The following is a 19,136-nucleotide window of genomic DNA, read 5'->3' on the forward strand; positions in this document are numbered from 1 at the left end:
GTCAGAATACCCTTTTGCCCTGACGCCAGACGTGGTCGATATGGATGTGATCGCCTTTGCGATGCGCCAGCACCAGATCCGCGCGTTTACCTTCGGCTACAACGCCACGATCGTCGAGATTTAATGCCCGCGCCGGATTGCGGGTCACCAGACGAATGGCCTGCGGCAGCGTAAAGCGGTTGGCGTCATCGTCCGCCACGCGAAATGCCGCATCGAGCAGGCTGGCGGGGTAGTAGTCGGAGGAGAGAATATCCAGCAGCCCCAGCTCAGCCAGCTTATGCGCCGCAACGTTGCCGGAGTGAGAACCGCCGCGCACGATGTTGGGCGCGCCCATCAGCACGTTCATGCCATGCTGGCGCGAGGCCTCTGCGGCGGCAAAGGTAGTAGGAAATTCGGCAATCACGCTGCCAAGTTGATGCGATTCCAGCACATGATCGCAGGTGGCATCGTCATGGCTCGCCAGCGCTATCTGGCGCTCACGACACATCTGAGCAATCGCCGTGCGGTTGGGTTGCGACCAACGTGCAGCCAGAGCTAACTGTTCTTCTTCGTAGCGGGCCATTTGCTCGTCGGTAAGTGAATACTTGCCCTGATAGTACTCGCGGTACTTCTCGCGATTGGCGAACTGACGCTGGCCGGGGGAGTGGTCCATCAGCGATACCAGCGTCACCGGCTCACGACCGACCAGTTTTTCAAACAGCGGTAGGGTGGTGTGATGCGGCAGCTCGCAGCGCAAATGCAGGCGGTGCTCGGCGCGATTGACCCCGCGCTTTTGCGTCTCTTCCACCGCGTTGATCATCTTCTCCAGATTTTCCAGACGGTCGCCACCGTCGCGCACATCGCCAATCGCCACCGCGTCCAGCACGGTGGTAATGCCGCTGGCGACCATCAGCGCGTCGTGGCTGCTCATCGCCGAGTGGGCGGGCCAGTCTACCTTCGGGCGCGGGGTGAAAAACTTGTCGAGATTGTCGGTATGCAGCTCGATAAGCCCTGGCAGCAGCCAGCCGCCTTCTCCGTCCATCGCTTGGGCCAGTTGGCTCTGACTTTCGGCAAAGGCGCGGATCGTTCCGCCCTCAATTTCCAGCGATCCTTGCACCACTTCATCTTCCAGCACCAGCTTTACATTATTGATAATCATGCTGTTGTTCCCATCAGGTGCAGGCGATCCGCGACGCGGTCGCGCACGGTTTGATCGTGAAAAATGCCGACAATTGCCGCGCCGCGGGCTTTCGCTTCTTCAATCAATGCGACGACGGCGGCGCTGTTTTTGGCGTCCAGCGAGGCGGTGGGCTCATCGAGGAGTAGAATCGGGTAATCGACGATAAACCCTCGGGCGATATTGACGCGCTGCTGTTCGCCCCCGGAAAACGTCGACGGCGCCAGATGCCACAGCCGCTCCGGCACGTTCAGGCGGGTAAGCAGGTTAGCCGCTTTGGCTGCGCACTCCTCGCGTGACACGCCGAGATCCAGCAGCGGCTGCATCACCACATCCAGCGCAGAAATCCTTGGGATCACGCGCAGGAACTGGCTGACCCAGCCGATGGTTGAACGGCGAACTTCCAGCACTTTACGCGCCGGAGCCTGCACCAGATCGACCCATTCGCCGCTGTGGCGGATGTGGATGTGTCCTTCATCCGGCAGGTAGTTGGCGTACAGCGAACGCAGCAACGTGGATTTGCCGCTGCCAGAGTGACCGTGCAGCACCACGCATTCGCCGTTTTTAACTTCCAGCGTGGCGTCTTGCAGCACTGGCAGACGCACGCCGTTTTGCTGATGCAGTACAAAGGTTTTACTGACGTTTTCAACGCGAATCGCGTTCATTTTTAGCCTCTTTAAGCATTTTTGCGTTCGATTGCCTGATGGCGCTTCGCTTATCAGGCCTACAACCGATGCCGATCCGTAGGCCGGGTCGCGAAGCGCCACCCGGCAAGACAAAATCAGTTTTGCAAAACAGATGACACCAGCAACTGGGTATACGGATGATGCGGATCGTCGAGTACGCGGTCGGTTAACCCACTTTCCACCACCTGACCCTGCTTCATCACCAGCAAACGGTCGGCCAGCAGGCGCGCTACGCCCAGATCGTGGGTGACAATAACCACTGCCAGATCCAGTTCCACCACCAGGCCGCGCAGCAGGTCCAGCAGTTTGGCCTGTACGGAAACGTCCAGACCGCCGGTGGGCTCGTCCATAAACACCAGTTTGGGATGGGTGACGAGGTTGCGGGCGATCTGCAGTCGCTGCTGCATGCCGCCGGAAAAGGTGGTTGGCAGGTCGTCGATACGCGAGGCCGGGATCTCCACTTCTTCCAGCCAACGCTGCGCGGTGGCACGGATGTCGCCGTAGTGGCGCGCCCCGGTGGCCATCAGGCGTTCGCCGATATTGCCGCCAGCGGAGACCTGACGGCGCAGGCCATCCAGCGGATGCTGATGCACCACGCCCCATTCGGTGCGCAGCAGACGGCGACGGTCGGCCTCGTTCATGCCGTACAGCGAACGGTTCTGATACAAAATCTCACCGCTCTGCGGCGTCAGCCGTGAAGAGATCGATTTCAGCAGAGTGGTTTTGCCGGAACCGGACTCGCCGACGATACCCAGCACTTCACCAGGCCACAGGTCAAAAGAGACATCGCTGAAGCCCTTGCCCGGCGCGTAGAGATGGGTCAGGTTGTTGACTGAAAGCAGCGGTTGCGTCATTTGCTGAGGGCCTCACTCTGTTGGCGGCAGTAGTCGGTGTCGGAGCAGACAAACATGCGTTTGCCGGTGTCATCGAGCACCACTTCATCGAGATAGCTGTGGGTTGAGCCACAGATGGCGCAAGGCTCATCCCAGCTCTGCACGGTAAACGGGTAATCGTCGAAATCGAGGCTTTCCACGCGGGTGTAAGGTGGAACGGCATAGATGCGTTTTTCGCGGCCTGCGCCAAACAGTTGCAGGGCCGGCATCATGTCCATCTTCGGATTGTCGAATTTTGGAATTGGTGACGGGTCCATGACGTAGCGGTCGTTAACCTTCACCGGATAGGCGTAAGTGGTGGCGATATGGCCGAAGCGGGCGATATCTTCATACAGTTTCACCTGCATGATGCCGTACTCTTCCAGCGCGTGCATGGTGCGGGTTTCCGTTTCGCGCGGCTCGATAAAGCGCAACGGCTCGGGGATCGGGACCTGGAAGATAATGATCTGGTCTTCCACCAGCGGCGTTTCCGGGATGCGGTGGCGGGTCTGGATCAGCGTCGCGTCTTCCGTGCGCTCGGTGGTGTTCACCCCGGTCACGCGTTTAAAGAAGTTGCGAATCGACACGGCGTTAGTGGTGTCATCTGCGCCCTGGTCAATTACCTTCAGCACGTCCGGCTCGCCAATCACGCTGGCGGTGAGCTGAATGCCGCCGGTTCCCCAACCGTAGGGCATCGGCATTTCACGTCCGCCAAACGGTACCTGGTAACCGGGGATCGCCACTGCTTTCAGAATTGCGCGGCGGATCATGCGTTTGGTCTGCTCATCAAGATACGCAAAGTTGTAGCCGGAGAGGTTAGTGGTCACGGGTAGCCTCCTGTTGCAGGCGTTTGAGCAGTTCCAGCTCGGCCTGGAAATCGACGTAATGGGGAAGTTTGAGGTGCGAAACAAAACCCGCCGCCTCGACGTTATCCGCATGCGCCAGCACGAACTCTTCGTCCTGCGCCGGTCCCGTGACCGATTCATCGTATTCGGCTGCCTGTAGGGCGCGGTCCACCAGCGCCATCGCCATCGCTTTACGTTCGCTCATGCCGAACACCAGCCCGTAGCCGCGGGTAAAATGGGGGGATTCGTTTTCTGGCGCGACAAAACCGTTGACCATTTCACATTCGGTCATCAGCAGTTCACCGACGTTCACCGCAAATCCCAGCTCTTCCGGTACGGTTTCCAGTGCCACATAGCCGCTGCGGATTTCAGCGGCAAACGGGTGATTGCGCCCGTAGCCGCGTTGGGTGGAGTAGGCCAGCGCCAGCAGATATCCCTCATCGCCGCGCATCAGCTGTTGCAGACGTGAAGCGCGTGAGCAGGGGTAGACCGGTGGCGTGCGGGTGATGTCGTCGGGCGTGGCGCCATTATCCTCTTCACGCTTTGCCAGTCCCTGGTTGGCCAGCAGGGAAAAGACGTGCGGAGAGGCGTCCTGCGCGTCGTCTGCGCTGCGCAGGGGGGGCGTTTCGCCATTGGCCAGCAGGGTAAAATCCAGCAGGCGATGGGTGTAGTCATAAGTGGGACCTAACAACTGCCCGCCGGGAATATCCTTGTAGACCGCAGAGATTCGGCGCTCAAGGCGCATTTCTGCACTGTTAACCGGTTCGCTGACCGCCACCTTTGCCAGCGTAGTGCGGTAGGCGCGGAGCAAAAAGATGGCTTCGACGTTATCGCCGCTGGCCTGCTTCAGCGCCAGCGCGGCCAGTTCGCGGTCGGCGATGCCGCCTTCGGTCATCACCCGGTCGACGGCCAGGTTCATCTGTTGTTCGATTTGCGCTACGCTCAGTTCAGCAATGGTCTCATCGCCCCGGCGTCGGTTTTCCTGCAGGGCGTGGGCGTTGGCAATCGCCTTTTCGCCCCCTTTGACGGCGACGTACATCAGCACACCTCCACATGGGTAGTTCGCGGAATAGCCAGCAGGCGTTCGCCGCAGGTGAGGATCAGGTCGACCCCCAGCGGGAACGGATGCGGGCGTTCGGTGAGTTCGTGAATCAGGCATTCCGGTAGCTGTGGCGCGATCATGCGCTCTTCAGCGATACCGGCGCCGGTCAGACGCAGCATGCGTCCACCGCTTAAGCCAGAGACCTGCACAATCAGCGTGGAGCTGGTTTCTGGCGCGACGGCGGAACCGGCGGAGAGGGCGTTAAGCTGTTCGCTGCTGATGCGTTCGTCGGCGACGGCAAAGGCCGCCAACTGCGGCTGATCCACCAGCGGCGCGTTGGTGTGAAAACGCAGATTCTGCCGGGCGATATCGTTATCCATCGACGGCGCCAGCCAGACTGGCGTGTCGCCATCGACCAGGGTCAGTAGCACGCTGGTTGTTGCCAGGCCCAGTGGCTGCCAGCCGTGTTTCAGTTGATGCAGGGCGACGATCACGCCCGGCTCACTCATGGCCTTCAGCAGGCGACGAAAGCTCTGCTGAGCATCCTGAACGGGTAAATTAAAAGCGGTTTGTAAAGTCATGCGTTATCTCCGCGTACCAGCGTGAAGAAGTCGACCCGGCTGGCGTTGACTTCGGCACGGCGCGCGCTAATCAGCGCATCGCGTTCCGCTTCCAGCGGGGCAATTAAGGTTTCCATTAGGCTCTGGAATGCGTTTGTTCCTGCAGCAGCGCGTCAATGACCGCGCACTGCTCGGCGTGTTGTTTGTTGCGTCCCAGCAGGTAGCTGTAGCCCAGCGTGCCGCTCTTCAGGCGTACCACTGCGCGGGTAAGCGTGGTATCACCGGCAAAGAAGCGGTTGCCGGTGCCGCCCATGCGAGCCTGGAGCTGCATCAGTCCGCTTTCCGGTGCGCGGATAAGTTCATAGTCTGGCGTCAGTTTGAGCGCGTGGATGCGGGCGTTCAGGGCATCGGCATTGCTGTAAGCCAGCGCGCGCATCCAGCGCTGGCGGGTCGCGGTATCGAAATGCATTCAGTGCTCCATAGTGAATTCGATCATGTCGGCGCGGGTCAGGCTGACGGAGTATTCCGCCGCGTGTTCTTCGCCTTCACGGTGGTTCAGGGTGCGCACGCACAGCAGCGGCGCCATATTGGGGATTTCCAGCACTTTGCTCTCTTTAGCCTGTGCGCGGCGGGCGCTGATGCGCGTTTGTGTGCGCAGGAGCGTCAGACCGGACTGTTCGCGCAGGTAGTCGTGCAGTGAGCCGTTGTTAAAGCCCTGCAGCAGCGGCCATAGCGTGAGGTCGGAAAAATAGTGGTCGATCTGGCACAGTGCGATACCGTTTACCCGACGCAGGGTGCGCAGATGAATCACGTTATCGCCCTCGTTAATGCTGAGCGCATCGGCAATGTGGCTGGAGGCCGGGCGCAGAACCGCCAGCAGTTTTTCGCTGGTGGGGTGGCTGCCCTGGTCCAGCAGGTTCTGGCTAAAGCGCGCCTGGGCATTAAGCGGGTAATCGAATGGGCGCATCAGCACCAGTACGCCGACGCCCTGGCGACGCTGGACCCAACCACGCTCAACCAACTGGTCAATAGCGCGGCGCAGGGTGTGGCGGTTTACCTCGTAGCGCGCGGCAAGCTGATGCTCGGCGGGCAGATAGTCACCGCAGCGATAATGATGACGAAGCTCCTGCTCAAGTCTCGCGGCAATTTCCTGATAACGCGTTGGATAACTGGTCGGATGTGTAGACAAGTGCATAGCAATCAATGCCTCGCTAATCAGATAAAGTGCTTACGCAAACGCTGGGAAAGGAAATCCAGCAGGCTGACGGTGACGATGATTAACACCATCAGGGCGCAGGTTTGCTGGAACTGAAAGCCGCGAATCGCCTCCCATAAGGTCACGCCAATACCGCCCGCACCCACCATTCCGACCACCGTGGCCGAGCGGACGTTGGATTCAAAGCGATATAGCGAGTAGGAGATAAGCAGCGGCATAACCTGTGGCAGAACGCCGTACAGAATCTCTTCAATTTTGTTGGCCCCGGTGGCGCGAATGCCTTCTACTGGACCCGGCTCAATGGCTTCTACCGCTTCCGAAAGCAGCTTGGACAGCACCCCGGTGGTGTGGATAAACAGTGCCATTACCCCGGCGAACGGACCTAAGCCCACGGCGACAACGAACAGCATGGCAAAGACCATTTCATTGATGGCGCGGCAGGCGTCCATCAGGCGACGCATCGGCTGGTAAATCCACCACGGTACGAGGTTATCGGCGCACATCAGGCCAAAGGGAATCGACAGCACAACGGCGAGGGCGGTACCCCAGACGGCAATTTGCAGGGTGACGGCCATTTCACCGAGATAGTCCTGCCACTGACTGAAGTCTGGCGGAAAGAAGTCGGCGGCGAAGGTCGCCATATTGCCGGAATCCTGGATCAGCGTGAGCGGAGCCATTTCGGCACCTTTCCACGAGATCACCAGCACGGCGAGAAGAATGGCCCAGCTCAGCAGTGAGAACCAGCTACGTTTGGGCGGGGCGACGGTGATGGTTTGCATGTTTAGCTCCGTGCGTAGGTTTATCGCCGGATGGCAGCTCTTGCGCCTTATCCGGCCTACAGAACATCGTCTGCCCGGTAAGCGAAACGCCACCGGGCATCAGGTTTACTGCACCGCTTTAGTCACGCTCGTCATGGCGCCCAGGGCGGCGGTCAAACGGTCAAGGTCGTCGAGCTGCGCTTTCAGCGCCGAGGTTTTGCTGGTTTTCTCTTCCTCGTTCAACCCTTTGTTGCCCTTCACGCCCTGCATCTCTTTAAACAGCGCCAGTTGGCGAATCGGTACCAGTTGCAGGTCGCTGGAGGCACGGAACGGTGCCCATCCCAGGCGTTCCAGTACGGTTTTCTGTTCCGGCGTTTTGCCGTAATTCATAAAGAAGTCGTACACCTTGTCCTTGGTGGTTTCGGAGAGGTTTTTGCGCCAGACGATCGGATCGCCCGGGATCAGCGGTGACTTCCAGATAACCTTCAGCTCTTTCAGTTTTTCCGGCGCGGAGGTTTTCAGCTTGTCGAGGTTTTCGGTGTTGTTGGTGGCGACATCGACCTGTTTGTTGGCGACGGCCAGCGCGTTGGTTTCGTGTCCGGCGTTAACGGTGCGTTTGAAGTCGCTGGCGGAGATGTTGTTTTTGGCGAAGACGTAGTAACCGGGGACGAGGAAGCCTGACGTTGAGTTGGGATCGCCGTTGCCGAATGTCAGATCCTTACGTTTGGCGATCAGATCGTTCAGGTTGTTGATCGGACTGTCTTTGTTAACGATCAACACGCTCCAGTATCCCGGGGAGCCGTCGGCAGCGACGGTTTGGGCAAACACTTGTCCGTTAGCGCGATCCACTGCTTCCATTGCCGAGAGGTTGCCGTACCAGGCGATATCAACTTTGTTAAAACGCATTCCCTGAATGATCCCGGCGTAGTCCGGAGCGAAGAAGGCGTTCACTTTCACGCCCAACGATTTTTCCATGTCCTTCAGGAATGGTTCCCACTGTGGCTTCAGGTTTTGCTGTGATTCGGTCGAAATAATGCCAAAGTTCAGCGCTTTTTCTTGCTCTTCGGCCTGCGCCGGGCTGAACAAGGTGCTGATGCTGAACATGCTGGTAAAGGCCAGCGCGGCAACGGTCTTATAGCTCATGTTGTTTCCTTAATTAGTCTTTGTTCCAGGCTATTTCACTTGCCAGCCTGGCTGCGCCAATAACGCCTGGTTTTTTAGAACTATGCAGCCTGCGCGTTCTGTTCGACGCGGTTCATGCTGCGGTAGAGATGGTCAAAACGATCGTTATCAAAATGCTGGCTGCTGCCATCAAAGAAGACGTTGCCCTGACGAAGCGCGACAATGCGTTCGCAGTAGCGCAGGGCGTAATCCACCTGATGCAGCGTGACGACCACGGTGATGCCGTCGGTCTGGTTAATGTCGCGTAGGGTGTCCATCACGATGCGTGCGGATTCCGGGTCCAGCGAGGCTATCGGCTCGTCGGCAAGGATCACTTTGGCTTGCTGCATCAGCGCGCGGGCAATCGCCACGCGCTGCTGTTGCCCGCCCGAAAGCGTGGAAACGCGCTGGTATGCAAAGTGCGCCATGCCAACGCGGGTCAGCGCCTGTAATGCACGCTGTTTCTGTTCCTGGCTAAACCAGCTAAAACAGGTGCGCCAAAACGGCGTGCTGCCGAGTGCGCCAATAAGGACGTTTTCCAGTACCGTCAGGCGGTTAACCAGATTGAACTGCTGGAAGATGTAGCCGGTGTGGGCGCGGCTTTTGCGGATATCGCGCGCCAGGCGGCCTTCATGTTGAACGGTGCGACCCAGCAGTTCGACGTGGCTACCCGGGGATTTATCACCGACGATCAAACCGCTTAAATGACGTAAAAGGGTGGATTTGCCGGAGCCAGATGGCCCAAGCAGAGCCACCATCTCACCGGAACAGATGTTCAGATCAACCGCATTGAGCGCCTGATGTTGATTGAAGGACTTGGAGAGTTTTTCGACGCGAATAATCGTTTGCATGATGCGGCCTCCCTTAAAAAGTGGCCCCATCGTGGCGGATCAATGTGACGTTTTCGTTAAGGGATGGTTACTTGGTGATGAAGAGTTGAGCGATTTTTGATGACAGTACGGGAGGGCTGGCCTCCCGTTGGATTACTCTGTAGGTTGCTGCTGTTTGACGACGTTGATCATCCACGGTACGCCATACCGATCGCTCACTTTACCGAAACCATGAGCCCAGAAGGTTTCCTGCCAGTCCATTTCGATTTTTCCGTTTGCTGCCAGGTTATCAAACCAGCGTTTGCCTTCGTCGACGTTTTGCGTGTCGAGTACCAGCGTAAAGCCAGAGTAGTGGGCATTTCCGTCGGGGGCGCTATCGCTCATCATGATGTCGCTGCCCGCAACGCGCAGGTTGGCGTGGGCAATGGCGGTATCGGGGAATTTCATGCCTGAAGGGCAACCCTCTTCGCTGTTCTGCGCCGGTTTGGGCATTTCACCGAAGTTGATTTTGTAGAGTAGCTCAGCGCCTAATGTTTTTTGGTAGTAGGCGATAGCATCAGCGCAGTTGCCTGCGAAGGAGATATAGGGACTTAACGGCATAATCTTTACCTCAGGTAAAAGAAACCAGTTAAGTGTAGTTATCGTCTGCAAAAATAAGCCAGGCGGGAAGTATGAGCTTCCCGCCTGGCAGATGAGCTGGCATCGGCCTGATTGACGTAGCGCCATCAGGCAATTTGCATCAGTTCTTTTTCACAAACTCAGATTTCAGCTTCATTGGGCCAAAGCCATCGATTTTGCAATCGATGTTGTGGTCGCCTTCAACCAGACGGATGTTCTTCACTTTGGTCCCGATCTTCAACATGGAAGAGCTACCTTTTACCTTCAGGTCTTTCACTACGGTAACGCTGTCGCCGTCAGCCAGCAGGTTGCCGTTGGCATCTTTAACGATCAGTTCGTCGCTGTCCTGAGCCGGTTCAGCATCGTTCCATTCGTGAGCGCATTCCGGGCAGATGAACATGCCGTTATCTTCGTAAGTGTATTCGGAGTTGCATTGTGGGCAGTGTGGTAATGACATGTGGATTTCCTCAAAAGTCAGCAGGGGCAAATGCGCCCAAAAATGGCAGATTGCCGAAAAAGGCCGCAATTATACATAAAATCCCTGCTTTTGTCGGGACTACTGCGCGATTATGCAAAATGATCTGCTGTAAAGACCCTTTGCTTTTACCTCAATGAAAGTATGGCGGAATATTTTTTAAGGGAAATTGCTACGCTTAGGTATTTAAGATAAGGTGAGGCGAAATATCTGATATTCATAGGTAACGTTGCTTACGGATGCCTAAGCCATTGTGATTGAATATCATTGACCCCCTTAATTTTAGTAGGGGGATTACGCGGGTATTTTTTAAAACTGAACTACGCTGTTTATCTTTCTTACTTATTACATAAGTGAGAGGCATCCGGCCAGCGGTTATACGCCAAATTTATTTTAATAATATCAGTTGGTTGTTTTGATTTTAATTATTTCTACACGTAATTATAAAAGCCAAAAAATCTATAAATAAAACGATTGGGCTAAATAAAAGTAATACCATTTGCGTTAAGGAAGAATTTTCCATGCACACACAGACAATATATGAATTAAGTCAGGAAGCGGAACGCTTGCTGATGCTCTCGCTTGAACATCTCAGGCAATTGCAAAAATTGCCTATGACGTCGTTGGATGATGTCGCGCTAAAACAAGGAGAGCATAGCAGACAGGTGGTTCAGCCTCTGCATTTCAGCGCGCGTGGCATGGATGTCCAGCAGGCAACGCTCAATAATGAACTGCGTAAGATTACGCGTCTGGAAATGGTGCTGGCGATTGTCGGTACCATGAAAGCGGGAAAATCGACGACGATTAACGCGATTGTAGGGACCGAAGTTTTACCTAATCGTAATCGTCCCATGACGGCGCTACCAACGTTAATTCGCCATACGCCGGGGCAGAAAGAGCCGGTGTTGCATTTTTCACATGTCACGCCTATCGATGCCTTAATGAAGGTTTTACAGCAGCGCGTGCGCGAGTGCGATCGCCAGCGTCTTACGCAGACCCTGGAAATTGATAAGGATATGAATGTCCTGCTGCAGCATATTGAAAACGGCGTGGCATTTGAGCGGTATTACCTTGGCGCACAGCCTATTTTCCATTGCCTTAAAAGTCTGAATGACCTGGTGCGTTTGTCAAAAGCACTGGAGGTGGATTTTCCTTTTGCCGCCTATGCCGCGATTGAGCATATTCCGGTTATCGAGGTCGAATTTGTCCATTTGGCCGGTCAGGCGAGCTATCCTGGGCAATTAACCCTGCTGGATACGCCGGGGCCGAATGAGGCCGGGCAACCGCATCTACAAAAGATGCTGAATGAACAGCTGGCGCGGGCTTCTGCGGTACTGGTGGTGATGGATTACACCCAACTGAAATCGATTTCCGATGAAGAAGTGCGCCACGCGATCATGGCGGTCGGCAAGTCAGTGCCGCTGTATGCGCTGGTGAACAAATTCGATCAGAAAGACCGCAACAGTGACGATGAAGAGCAGGTGCGGGCATTAATTTCCGGCACGCTGATGCAAGGCGGGATTGCCCCGGAGCGAATCTATCCGGTTTCTTCGATGTGGGGGTATCTGGCGAACAGGGCGCGTCATGAGCTGATGACTCGTGGGCGGCTGCCGGATCACCAGGTGCAACGTTGGGTACAGGATTTTGCCGAAGCGGCGCTTGGCCGACGCTGGTGCACCAACGATCTTGAGGATACGGAGCACATCCGCCATGCAGCCGATCTGTTGTGGGAGGATTCGCTGTTTGAGCAGCCGATCCAGAAAGTGATTCATGCCGCTTACGCCAATGCTTCGCTGTATGCGCTACGCTCAGCGTCGCATAAGTTATTGAACTATGCGCAAAGCGCGCACGAATATCTGGAGTTTCGCGCTCATGGGTTAACGGTTGCCTATGAAAAACTGCGGCTGAACATCACGCATATTGAAGAGGATATGCAGCAGTTAGAAGTGAGTCAGGGGCGGGTGAGTGATGAAGTCAGTCATGAGGTCGAGCTGGCGCTGGAGGCTGCCGCGGCCTATCTCAATGAGCAACAGACTGAGATTCTGTGCGGCATCAACACGTTCTTTATCAAAGAAAACGTCCTGATGATGTCACAACATGGCCAGGGGGCTGGCGTTTCCTCGGCAGAAATGGCCGGAGAAATGCTGGTGTTGCACGATGAAGGGCAGGCGAAAATCGTGCTGGATAAAATGCGCTCGTCCTGTGAAGTTGTCTTGCTGGCAGCGCAGGAAAGCATTAGCCGGGATTTAGCTCTGCGCTTTGAACAGCTTGAGTCGACGCTGTCCCGGGCGCTAAATGACGCCATGCGCCCCATTGAGCAGCGGGTGAAAGAGGAGCTGAACCACGCTGGTTTTCGTGCGCGGATCCGTTTTCCGGCGTTTCATGCGGCGATGTTTAATTTCAACACCCGCCAGTTGTTCAACGAGGCCATTGAGCAGGATATTCCGGCGGAAAATGCGCCGTCAACTGGCGGTGTGGTGCGTGATACCTTCTCTCGCTGGTTGAATCAGCCCAACTGGGGATGGAATGAGTACGTCGAAACAAAAACGCGTTATCTCATTGATATGGGTGCACTGCATAAGAACCTTGTGCACTATGTCACCCAGTTTTGCCAACAAATTCGTAAAGCTTTAGCTGCGCAGGTCGATATTTCCGTTACGGCAGGCATGGCCACGTTTTTTGCTGATTTTTCACTGTGTTTGACGCAATTACAGGCGAGCCTGCGTGAGAGTTTGACCCTGCGCCAGCAAAATGAATCTGCGGTGAATGCCTTGAACGAACAACTGCAGCATCGCATTACGACTGCGGCATGGCTTTATGAAGATTCCCGCTTGCTGCGCGACGATATCAATACCCTTTTTGCAACCGAGCACACATGACTAACGTGTTACTGGAAGGCCCCGGGCGGACGCTGGAGTGTGTCTACCCGAAGTTTATGGTCGATCTGGTTCAGGGAGATGAAACCAAACGTTCCGGCGGTTTTCTGCAACAGCAGCAGCGGCTGCGTGCGCGTCTGACGCAGGAGGTGCTATCCCAGACGCAACTGCGAGCATGGGTGTTGGCAGGCGTGTCCAGCGAGCATCTGGTGATGCGTCTAAAACTGGTGGAAAAACTGGCGGGCATGATCGATCCGGGCCATCTGGCGCTGGTACGGATCGCCGAAGGGTTGATGTTTTTACAACAAACCGAACACCCGCGTGGACTCTCCACGCCTGGTCTTCAGCAGCAGATAAATTCACTCGCTGACTGGTTTACCCAGCGCGGCGCTTATAAAGAGAAGGCGGTGACGCAACGCGGCCTGACGGTGCAAGCGGGCGAACATAGCGAGCAAATTTTTACCCGCTGGCGGGCTGGCGCGTATGACGGCTGGTCGTTACCTGGACGCTGTTTTGTGGCGTTAGAGGAGCTGCGTTGGGGAGCCTTTGGTGACGCCTGCCGGTTAGCAAATGTCGATGTGGTATCAATGCTAAAAGACAACCTGCGAACGATGGCTGCTCAGGCGCTGGCAGACAGCGTGAATGCAGCCCCCGCCACGCGTCATTACTATCATCATTGGCTCAGCACGCCGGTTGTTGGCGGCTCGGGTGAGCACAACGATATGTTGAGCTGGCTCGGAGACTGGTGCGATGCGCAGCGTCATCCGGTGAGCTGGTCGGTGACGCAGCGTTGGCAAAATGTGGCGTTGGGCATGCCGAGATTGTGTTCGGCGAAGCGGCTGGTTGATGCGATGGTTGAGGAGATTTTTGCACCGTCCCAGCTCATCAATTGAGCAGGAACGGTGAGTGGGATAAAGGCAGGTTTAGTGGTGCAGGGAGTCTGCCGGGGTAGCCGCCGTCTCATTGACTACCGGGTTTTTATTAAAGCGTTTGGCATACAGCGCGGTGATAATCGGCACCAGAATCGCGGTGACTATCACGCTGGCGGCAACCAGCGCCGTAGCGGATGCGGCAACCGGTTCAAATGCCGGGTTAATCTGGGCGATAATCACCGGGTTTGCCACTGCAGCGCCTGCCGCAGAAGAGGCTGCTACGCCTGCCGTACCGTTCCCGCCACCAATAACGCGGTCAGCAATAATCAGCGGAATACCGGTGATGACGATAACCGCGACGCCCAGCAGGATGCCCAGCAGACCCGTATCAACGATGACGCTCAGGTTAATCGTGTTGCCCAGCGCGAAGCCGAAGAACGGGATCAGCACCGGCGTGGCTTTGCTGAAGAAGGAACGCAGATCGTGATCCAGGTTACCCAACGCAAAACCAATCAGGAACGGTAATACCGCGCCGACAAAATGGTGTGGTTCGAAGGAAGCCAGACCCGCGGAGCCAAGGATCACCATGGTCATTAGCGGACCGGATTCCAGAGACATCAACACAAATGCGCCAGACTCTTCTTTGGTTCCGTACTGGTTCATCAGGCTGGCGTACAAACCGCCGTTGGTCATGTCCATCGCTGAAACAATTGCCAGTACCGAAAGACCGGCAAAGAACCCGGTTTGAATACCGGTATCAGGAATAAATGAAGCAGCAATCATTGCCACTACCCATGCCACGGCTATTTTAGTTAATACCAGTGTGCCGGATTTGCGTAATACTGTGCCGGTTGCCCGTAAATCAATAGATGCACCGATACAAAAAAACCACACTGCCAGAATCGGCACCGTTCCGCTGATCATTCCTTTGGTAAACGAACCGAAATACGCGCCGGTATCCGGAGCTAACGTATTTAACACTGCGCCTAATAACAGAGGAATCAACATCATTCCGCCAGGGATGCGTTCAATCGTGGCTTTAATTTTCATAAGCGTCCTCATCTCTTGTCGCAGGTAATACACGCGCAAGGAAATAAAAATTAATAAATTCAAGTGTTTACTGTTGTTTCTTAACAAAGAAAACAGCTATCTCTTTGTTTTATAAAATCTAACGCGGCATACGTTGAGCGTGTTGCTGCTCCCAGGGATATTGCGTCTGGAATTAGTTTGCATTCATGGGAACATTGATTCAATCAAAATAAAACGATGTTTTAGTTATCTTCATCACATATTCCGAGCAAAAGTTCCTGAGTGCTCTGATAATTAAAAAAGCTGTGATCTTTTTGTGAAGAGATTAGGTGGGTTTTTGCCTAGCAGAATAATAGTGACTGTTGTGATTGTTGGTGCAACAAAGCGATTTATTCTTGTATTTAATTGCCAGAAAATCGCAAGCATTACATGTAAAAAAGTTGACTAAGAATGACCTGATTTACGCATGTTGACGAAATGGAAATCTATATGTGAAGTTGATCACAAATTTAAACACTGTTAGGGTAAAGAGGTCATTAACCGCCCAATCAGGCGTCAACAGGTTCGGTTGTACTGCTCGTTTCTCGTCAGTGTAAGTAAACCTGCTACGCTTGTTACAGGGAATGCGTCTGTGCATTCCCCGCTCGGTGATGACCTTGACGCAGGGGCGTTGAGGGACTCGATCTGTAGCGTGACAGGGCTAAGTCTATGAGGACGAGTATGCTAAAAAGGAAAAAAATAAAACCAATTACGCTGCGCGACGTTACCATCATTGATGACGGTAAACTGCGAAAAGCCATTACCGCAGCGTCGTTAGGTAATGCGATGGAGTGGTTTGATTTTGGTGTTTATGGGTTTGTTGCTTACGCATTAGGTAAAGTGTTCTTCCCGGGGGCTGACCCCAGCGTACAGATGGTTGCTGCACTTGCCACCTTCTCTGTTCCCTTTCTGATTCGACCGCTTGGCGGATTGTTCTTCGGTATGCTTGGCGATAAATACGGTCGTCAGAAGATCCTCGCTATCACCATTGTGATTATGTCGATAAGTACCTTCTGTATCGGTCTCATTCCCTCGTATGCCTCGATTGGTATCTGGGCGCCGATTCTGCTGTTGCTGTGTAAAATGGCGCAGGGGTTCTCAGTCGGCGGAGAGTATACCGGGGCGTCGATTTTTGTCGCAGAGTACTCGCCAGACCGTAAGCGCGGATTTATGGGCAGTTGGCTGGACTTCGGCTCGATTGCCGGGTTTGTGCTGGGTGCGGGCGTGGTAGTCCTGATCTCAACTATCGTCGGCGAAGAAAACTTCCTTGAGTGGGGCTGGCGTATTCCGTTCTTCCTGGCGCTACCGTTAGGGCTTATTGGCCTGTACCTGCGTCATGCACTGGAAGAGACTCCGGCGTTCCAGCAGCACGTGGATAAACTGGAGCAAGGCGATCGTCAGGGACTGCAGGACGGTCCGAAGGTGTCGTTTAAAGAGATTGCGACCAGGCACTGGCGCAGCCTGCTGGCATGTATTGGTCTGGTGATTGCCACCAACGTCACCTACTACATGCTGCTCACCTATATGCCGAGCTACCTGTCGCATAACCTGCATTACTCTGAAGACCACGGCGTGCTGATTATTATCGCCATCATGATTGGTATGCTGTTTGTGCAGCCGGTGATGGGTCTGCTCAGCGACCGCTTCGGGCGCCGTCCGTTTGTGATTATGGGTAGTATTGCGCTGTTTGTGCTGGCTATTCCGGCATTTATTCTGATTAACAGTAACGTCATCGGCCTGATTTTCGCCGGGTTGCTGATGCTGGCGGTGATCCTCAACTGCTTTACCGGGGTGATGGCGTCAACGTTACCAGCGATGTTCCCGACGCATATTCGCTACAGTGCCTTGGCCGCAGCGTTTAATATCTCGGTATTGGTCGCCGGTCTGACACCGACGTTGGCCGCATGGCTGGTGGAAAGCTCGCAGAATCTGATGATGCCTGCTTATTATCTGATGGTGATTGCGGTGATAGGTTTAATTACCGGCGTGACCATGAAAGAGACGGCTAATCAGCCGCTGAAGGGGGCTACGCCTGCCGCTTCGGATATTCATGAAGCGAAAGAGCTCCTCGGCGAGCACTACGATAATATTGAGCATAAAATCGAAGATATCGATCAGGAAATTGCTGAGCTGCAGCTTAAGCGTACGCGCCTGGTGCAGCAGCATCCGCGGATTGATGAGTAATCATGTGATTTATCATATCCACTTAAGGTTGGCTTAATCTGCGTCAGGCAAACTCTCCTCCAGAGTATCGGAGGAGAGTGTCATGAAAAACCGCATTTATGAAAGTTTGACCACCGTGTGCAGCGTGCTGATCGTCAGCAGCTTTTTGTACGTTTGGGTGAGTTCTTACTGACCTTTCGCTAATTCCACCCAAGCGCGAGTGCCGGTGGTTCCCTGACGATTTTGCAAATAGAAATGCCCGTGATGTAACTGGGTGATACGACTGACAATGCTCAGCCCCAGCCCAATCCCGCCAAAACGGCTGTCCATACGCACAAACGCTTTACTCAGCTCCCCGCATTTACTCTCATCAATGCCAGGGCCTTCATCTTCGACGGCGATAACGGCATCATGCTCTGTATTCAGGCTAATCGTAATATGGGTGCCTTCCGGGCTGTAACGATGCGCGTTCTCCACCAGATTTCGCAGCAGCATTCGTAATAGCGTCGCATCGCCACGTACGACAACGTCCGCCGTGCTTTGCGGTAGGAGCAGCGTCTGCTGACGCTGGTCCAGCATGGTGCTGAGTTCATCGTAGGAGGGCAAAATCACGTCCTCCAGCAGTTTGACGTGCTGGTAGCTCCCGGCCGAGAACGACTGTCCAACGCGGGCGAGTTGCAGCAGTTGCGACACGCTGTCCATCATTTGGTCAAGGCGGGCGATTAACGGTGAAACGTCGACCTTATGGGTTTTGGACAGTAATTCCAGATGCAGGCGAACGCCTGACAGTGGGGTGCGCAGTTCGTGGGCGACATCGGCGGTAAATAAGCGTTCGTTTTCAATGGTGCTCGTCAGCCGCGTCACCAGCTCGTTGAGCGCTGAGACGACCGCCTGGATCTCAACGGTTGAACTGTGAACTTCAATCGGAGCAAGGTTATCGGCTGCCCGCGTTTCTAACTCTTTTTGCAGATCCGCCAGCGGGCGAGTAATACGCCGCACTGCCTGGTAGCAAATCAGCAGCGTCAGGCTGACCATAAAGATACCGGGGACGATCAGGCTGGCGATGGCCTCGCGGATTTCATGCAGGATGTGGCGATCGTTGTTACGATTTTCGCGTAACGCCTGTTCGAATAGCTGTATTTGTTCGGTGCTTTCGTGCCACAACCAGAAGGTGCTAATCAACTGGAAGACCAGCAGAATAAGACCGATGGTAAGCATCAGGCGATGACGCAGCGGGAGCGGTTTTTTTAGATATTGCAGTAGCTTCACTTAGCTTTCCTCAGTGGCAACCAGCATATAGCCAAATCCCCTGACTGTGCGGATACGTGCTTTACCCACTTTGTCCCGCAGGTTGTGAATGTGCACTTCCAGCGTATTGGTCGACGGTTCGTTATCCCAGCTGTAGATGTCGTTATACAGGATCTCCCGGTGTACCGGGCTGCCCGCCTTAAGCATCAGGCGCGACAGGAGTGCGTATTCTTTCGGCGTTAAGATAACTTCTTGTCCATCCATCCACACCTGGCGACGACCGATATTCAGCGTCAGGTTACTGACAATGAGTTCACTTTCACCCTGATTGTTATGACGACGCAGCAGCGCCCGGATGCGGGCATGCAGTTCTTCCAGTGCGAACGGTTTGACCAGATAGTCATCGGCGCCAACGTCCAGCCCGCTGACCCGGTCTTTCACCGTATCGCGGGCGGTGAGGATAAGCACCGGCACGGTGTATTTTTTCTGTCTGATGCGGTTCAGGAAGTGCAGGCCGTCTTCATCCGGTAAGCCCAGGTCCAGAACCACCAGACTGTAATGCCCGGTCTCCAGACACTGCTCCGCGGCACGGGCCGTTGATACGCCGTCGCAGGCATAGCCTTCTGTTTGCGCGGCGAGTATCAGTCCCTGTAATAACAACGTATCGTCTTCAACAATCAGAATTTTCAT

The 19,136-nt window shown here is 54.9% G+C and carries 19 protein-coding genes and 1 pseudogene; 4 read left to right on the forward strand and 16 right to left on the reverse strand.

Annotated elements, in window-relative coordinates; translation table 11 throughout:
• Position 1 precedes the first annotated feature (1 nt).
• The 13 genes and pseudogenes from phnM to B9P82_RS21175 all read right to left on the reverse strand — a co-directional run bounded on the left by phnM (position 2) and on the right by B9P82_RS21175 (position 10,201).
• Complete coding sequence (gene phnM, locus B9P82_RS21115; RefSeq protein ID WP_016155473.1) at positions 2–1,138, reverse strand: alpha-D-ribose 1-methylphosphonate 5-triphosphate diphosphatase; 1,137 nt, start codon at positions 1,136–1,138, stop codon at positions 2–4.
• Positions 1,135–1,821 (reverse strand): phosphonate C-P lyase system protein PhnL, encoded by a 687-nt coding sequence (gene phnL, locus B9P82_RS21120; RefSeq protein ID WP_047499592.1) that lies wholly within the window; start codon positions 1,819–1,821, stop codon positions 1,135–1,137. Before phnL ends, phnM begins: the two co-directional genes overlap by 4 nt.
• 116 nt (positions 1,822–1,937) lie before the next feature.
• Complete coding sequence (gene phnK, locus B9P82_RS21125) at positions 1,938–2,696, reverse strand: phosphonate C-P lyase system protein PhnK (RefSeq protein WP_003844769.1); 759 nt, start codon at positions 2,694–2,696, stop codon at positions 1,938–1,940.
• Positions 2,693–3,484 (reverse strand): alpha-D-ribose 1-methylphosphonate 5-phosphate C-P-lyase PhnJ, encoded by a 792-nt coding sequence (phnJ, locus tag B9P82_RS21130; protein ID WP_246842142.1) that lies wholly within the window; start codon positions 3,482–3,484, stop codon positions 2,693–2,695. Before phnJ ends, phnK begins: the two co-directional genes overlap by 4 nt.
• A 46-nt stretch (positions 3,485–3,530) precedes the next feature.
• Positions 3,531–4,598 (reverse strand): carbon-phosphorus lyase complex subunit, encoded by a 1,068-nt coding sequence (locus tag B9P82_RS21135; protein ID WP_101700878.1) that lies wholly within the window; start codon positions 4,596–4,598, stop codon positions 3,531–3,533.
• Positions 4,598–5,182, reverse strand: a complete 585-nt coding sequence (phnH, locus tag B9P82_RS21140) for a phosphonate C-P lyase system protein PhnH (RefSeq protein WP_101700879.1) — start codon at positions 5,180–5,182, stop codon at positions 4,598–4,600. Before phnH ends, B9P82_RS21135 begins: the two co-directional genes overlap by 1 nt.
• A pseudogene (gene phnG / locus B9P82_RS21145) lies at positions 5,179–5,630 on the reverse strand (phosphonate C-P lyase system protein PhnG). Before phnG ends, phnH begins: the two are co-directional and overlap by 4 nt.
• The gene (gene phnF / locus B9P82_RS21150) at positions 5,631–6,356 is read right to left on the reverse strand and encodes a phosphonate metabolism transcriptional regulator PhnF (RefSeq protein WP_016155477.1); all 726 of its coding nucleotides are present in this window, start codon (positions 6,354–6,356) and stop codon (positions 5,631–5,633) included. It lies immediately after the preceding pseudogene.
• Positions 6,357–6,376: 20 nt separating this feature from the next.
• Positions 6,377–7,156 carry a phosphonate ABC transporter, permease protein PhnE gene (phnE, locus tag B9P82_RS21155; RefSeq protein WP_057068415.1) on the reverse strand — a complete coding sequence of 260 codons (780 nt, stop codon included), beginning with the start codon at positions 7,154–7,156 and terminating at the stop codon, positions 6,377–6,379.
• 105 nt (positions 7,157–7,261) lie between these two features.
• Entirely contained in the window at positions 7,262–8,278 is a 1,017-nt protein-coding gene (gene phnD / locus B9P82_RS21160; protein WP_016155399.1) for a phosphonate ABC transporter substrate-binding protein, read from the reverse strand.
• Positions 8,279–8,358: 80 nt separating this feature from the next.
• Positions 8,359–9,147 carry a phosphonate ABC transporter ATP-binding protein gene (gene phnC / locus B9P82_RS21165; protein WP_016155400.1) on the reverse strand — a complete coding sequence of 263 codons (789 nt, stop codon included), beginning with the start codon at positions 9,145–9,147 and terminating at the stop codon, positions 8,359–8,361.
• A 132-nt stretch (positions 9,148–9,279) separates the two neighbouring features.
• Positions 9,280–9,726, reverse strand: a complete 447-nt coding sequence (yjdN, locus tag B9P82_RS21170) for a VOC family metalloprotein YjdN (RefSeq protein ID WP_016155401.1) — start codon at positions 9,724–9,726, stop codon at positions 9,280–9,282.
• A gap of 139 nt (positions 9,727–9,865) precedes the next feature.
• A complete protein-coding gene (locus tag B9P82_RS21175) occupies positions 9,866–10,201 on the reverse strand; it encodes a zinc ribbon domain-containing protein YjdM (protein WP_003031835.1) in 336 nt (111 codons plus the stop codon).
• Positions 10,202–10,740: 539 nt separating this feature from the next.
• Here B9P82_RS21175 and crfC point away from each other — a divergent pair.
• Together crfC and B9P82_RS21190 are read left to right on the forward strand one after the other, a co-directional pair.
• Complete coding sequence (gene crfC, locus B9P82_RS21185; RefSeq protein ID WP_094761908.1) at positions 10,741–13,098, forward strand: clamp-binding protein CrfC; 2,358 nt, start codon at positions 10,741–10,743, stop codon at positions 13,096–13,098.
• Entirely contained in the window at positions 13,095–13,988 is an 894-nt protein-coding gene (locus B9P82_RS21190) for a diguanylate cyclase regulator RdcB family protein (protein ID WP_101700880.1), read from the forward strand. Before crfC ends, B9P82_RS21190 begins: the two co-directional genes overlap by 4 nt.
• A gap of 30 nt (positions 13,989–14,018) precedes the next feature.
• On the opposite strand, the gene kdgT is transcribed toward B9P82_RS21190, so the two are convergent.
• On the reverse strand, positions 14,019–15,017 hold the full coding sequence (kdgT, locus tag B9P82_RS21195; protein ID WP_016155482.1) for a 2-keto-3-deoxygluconate transporter: 999 nt from the start codon (positions 15,015–15,017) through the stop codon (positions 14,019–14,021).
• Positions 15,018–15,716: 699 nt separating this feature from the next.
• Here kdgT and proP point away from each other — a divergent pair.
• Together proP and pmrR are read left to right on the forward strand one after the other, a co-directional pair.
• Complete coding sequence (proP, locus tag B9P82_RS21200; protein ID WP_016155405.1) at positions 15,717–17,219, forward strand: glycine betaine/L-proline transporter ProP; 1,503 nt, start codon at positions 15,717–15,719, stop codon at positions 17,217–17,219.
• 82 nt (positions 17,220–17,301) lie between these two features.
• Complete coding sequence (gene pmrR, locus B9P82_RS21205; RefSeq protein ID WP_016155406.1) at positions 17,302–17,391, forward strand: LpxT activity modulator PmrR; 90 nt, start codon at positions 17,302–17,304, stop codon at positions 17,389–17,391.
• Here pmrR and pmrB read toward each other — a convergent pair.
• Both pmrB and pmrA read right to left on the reverse strand, forming a co-directional pair.
• Positions 17,385–18,467, reverse strand: a complete 1,083-nt coding sequence (pmrB, locus tag B9P82_RS21210) for a two-component system sensor histidine kinase PmrB (RefSeq protein WP_016155407.1) — start codon at positions 18,465–18,467, stop codon at positions 17,385–17,387. The two genes, pmrR and pmrB, sit on opposite strands and share 7 nt — an antisense overlap.
• On the reverse strand, positions 18,468–19,136 hold the full coding sequence (pmrA, locus tag B9P82_RS21215) for a two-component system response regulator PmrA (protein WP_047499584.1): 669 nt from the start codon (positions 19,134–19,136) through the stop codon (positions 18,468–18,470).

The sequence above is a fragment of the Citrobacter sp. L55 genome, from assembly GCF_002850715.1.
GTDB lineage: Bacteria > Pseudomonadota > Gammaproteobacteria > Enterobacterales > Enterobacteriaceae > Citrobacter > Citrobacter braakii.

Excerpts from the sequence above, each read along its gene's own strand:
- phnF (WP_016155477.1), bottom strand. The coding sequence starts at position 6,356 with ATGCACTTGTCTACACATCCGACCAGTTATCCAACGCGTTATCAGGAA.
- phnH (WP_101700879.1), bottom strand. The coding sequence starts at position 5,182 with ATGACTTTACAAACCGCTTTTAATTTACCCGTTCAGGATGCTCAGCAG.
- phnL (WP_047499592.1), bottom strand. The coding sequence starts at position 1,821 with ATGAACGCGATTCGCGTTGAAAACGTCAGTAAAACCTTTGTACTGCAT.
- proP (WP_016155405.1), top strand. The coding sequence starts at position 15,717 with ATGCTAAAAAGGAAAAAAATAAAACCAATTACGCTGCGCGACGTTACC.
- pmrA (WP_047499584.1), bottom strand. The coding sequence starts at position 19,136 with ATGAAAATTCTGATTGTTGAAGACGATACGTTGTTATTACAGGGACTG.
- kdgT (WP_016155482.1), bottom strand. The coding sequence starts at position 15,017 with ATGAAAATTAAAGCCACGATTGAACGCATCCCTGGCGGAATGATGTTG.
- phnK (WP_003844769.1), bottom strand. The coding sequence starts at position 2,696 with ATGACGCAACCGCTGCTTTCAGTCAACAACCTGACCCATCTCTACGCG.
- phnJ (WP_246842142.1), bottom strand. The coding sequence starts at position 3,484 with ATGATCCGCCGCGCAATTCTGAAAGCAGTGGCGATCCCCGGTTACCAG.
- phnE (WP_057068415.1), bottom strand. The coding sequence starts at position 7,156 with ATGCAAACCATCACCGTCGCCCCGCCCAAACGTAGCTGGTTCTCACTG.
- phnM (WP_016155473.1), bottom strand. The coding sequence starts at position 1,138 with ATGATTATCAATAATGTAAAGCTGGTGCTGGAAGATGAAGTGGTGCAA.
- yjdN (WP_016155401.1), bottom strand. The coding sequence starts at position 9,726 with ATGCCGTTAAGTCCCTATATCTCCTTCGCAGGCAACTGCGCTGATGCT.
- crfC (WP_094761908.1), top strand. The coding sequence starts at position 10,741 with ATGCACACACAGACAATATATGAATTAAGTCAGGAAGCGGAACGCTTG.
- B9P82_RS21190 (WP_101700880.1), top strand. The coding sequence starts at position 13,095 with ATGACTAACGTGTTACTGGAAGGCCCCGGGCGGACGCTGGAGTGTGTC.
- phnD (WP_016155399.1), bottom strand. The coding sequence starts at position 8,278 with ATGAGCTATAAGACCGTTGCCGCGCTGGCCTTTACCAGCATGTTCAGC.
- B9P82_RS21175 (WP_003031835.1), bottom strand. The coding sequence starts at position 10,201 with ATGTCATTACCACACTGCCCACAATGCAACTCCGAATACACTTACGAA.
- pmrR (WP_016155406.1), top strand. The coding sequence starts at position 17,302 with ATGAAAAACCGCATTTATGAAAGTTTGACCACCGTGTGCAGCGTGCTG.
- phnC (WP_016155400.1), bottom strand. The coding sequence starts at position 9,147 with ATGCAAACGATTATTCGCGTCGAAAAACTCTCCAAGTCCTTCAATCAA.
- B9P82_RS21135 (WP_101700878.1), bottom strand. The coding sequence starts at position 4,598 with ATGTACGTCGCCGTCAAAGGGGGCGAAAAGGCGATTGCCAACGCCCAC.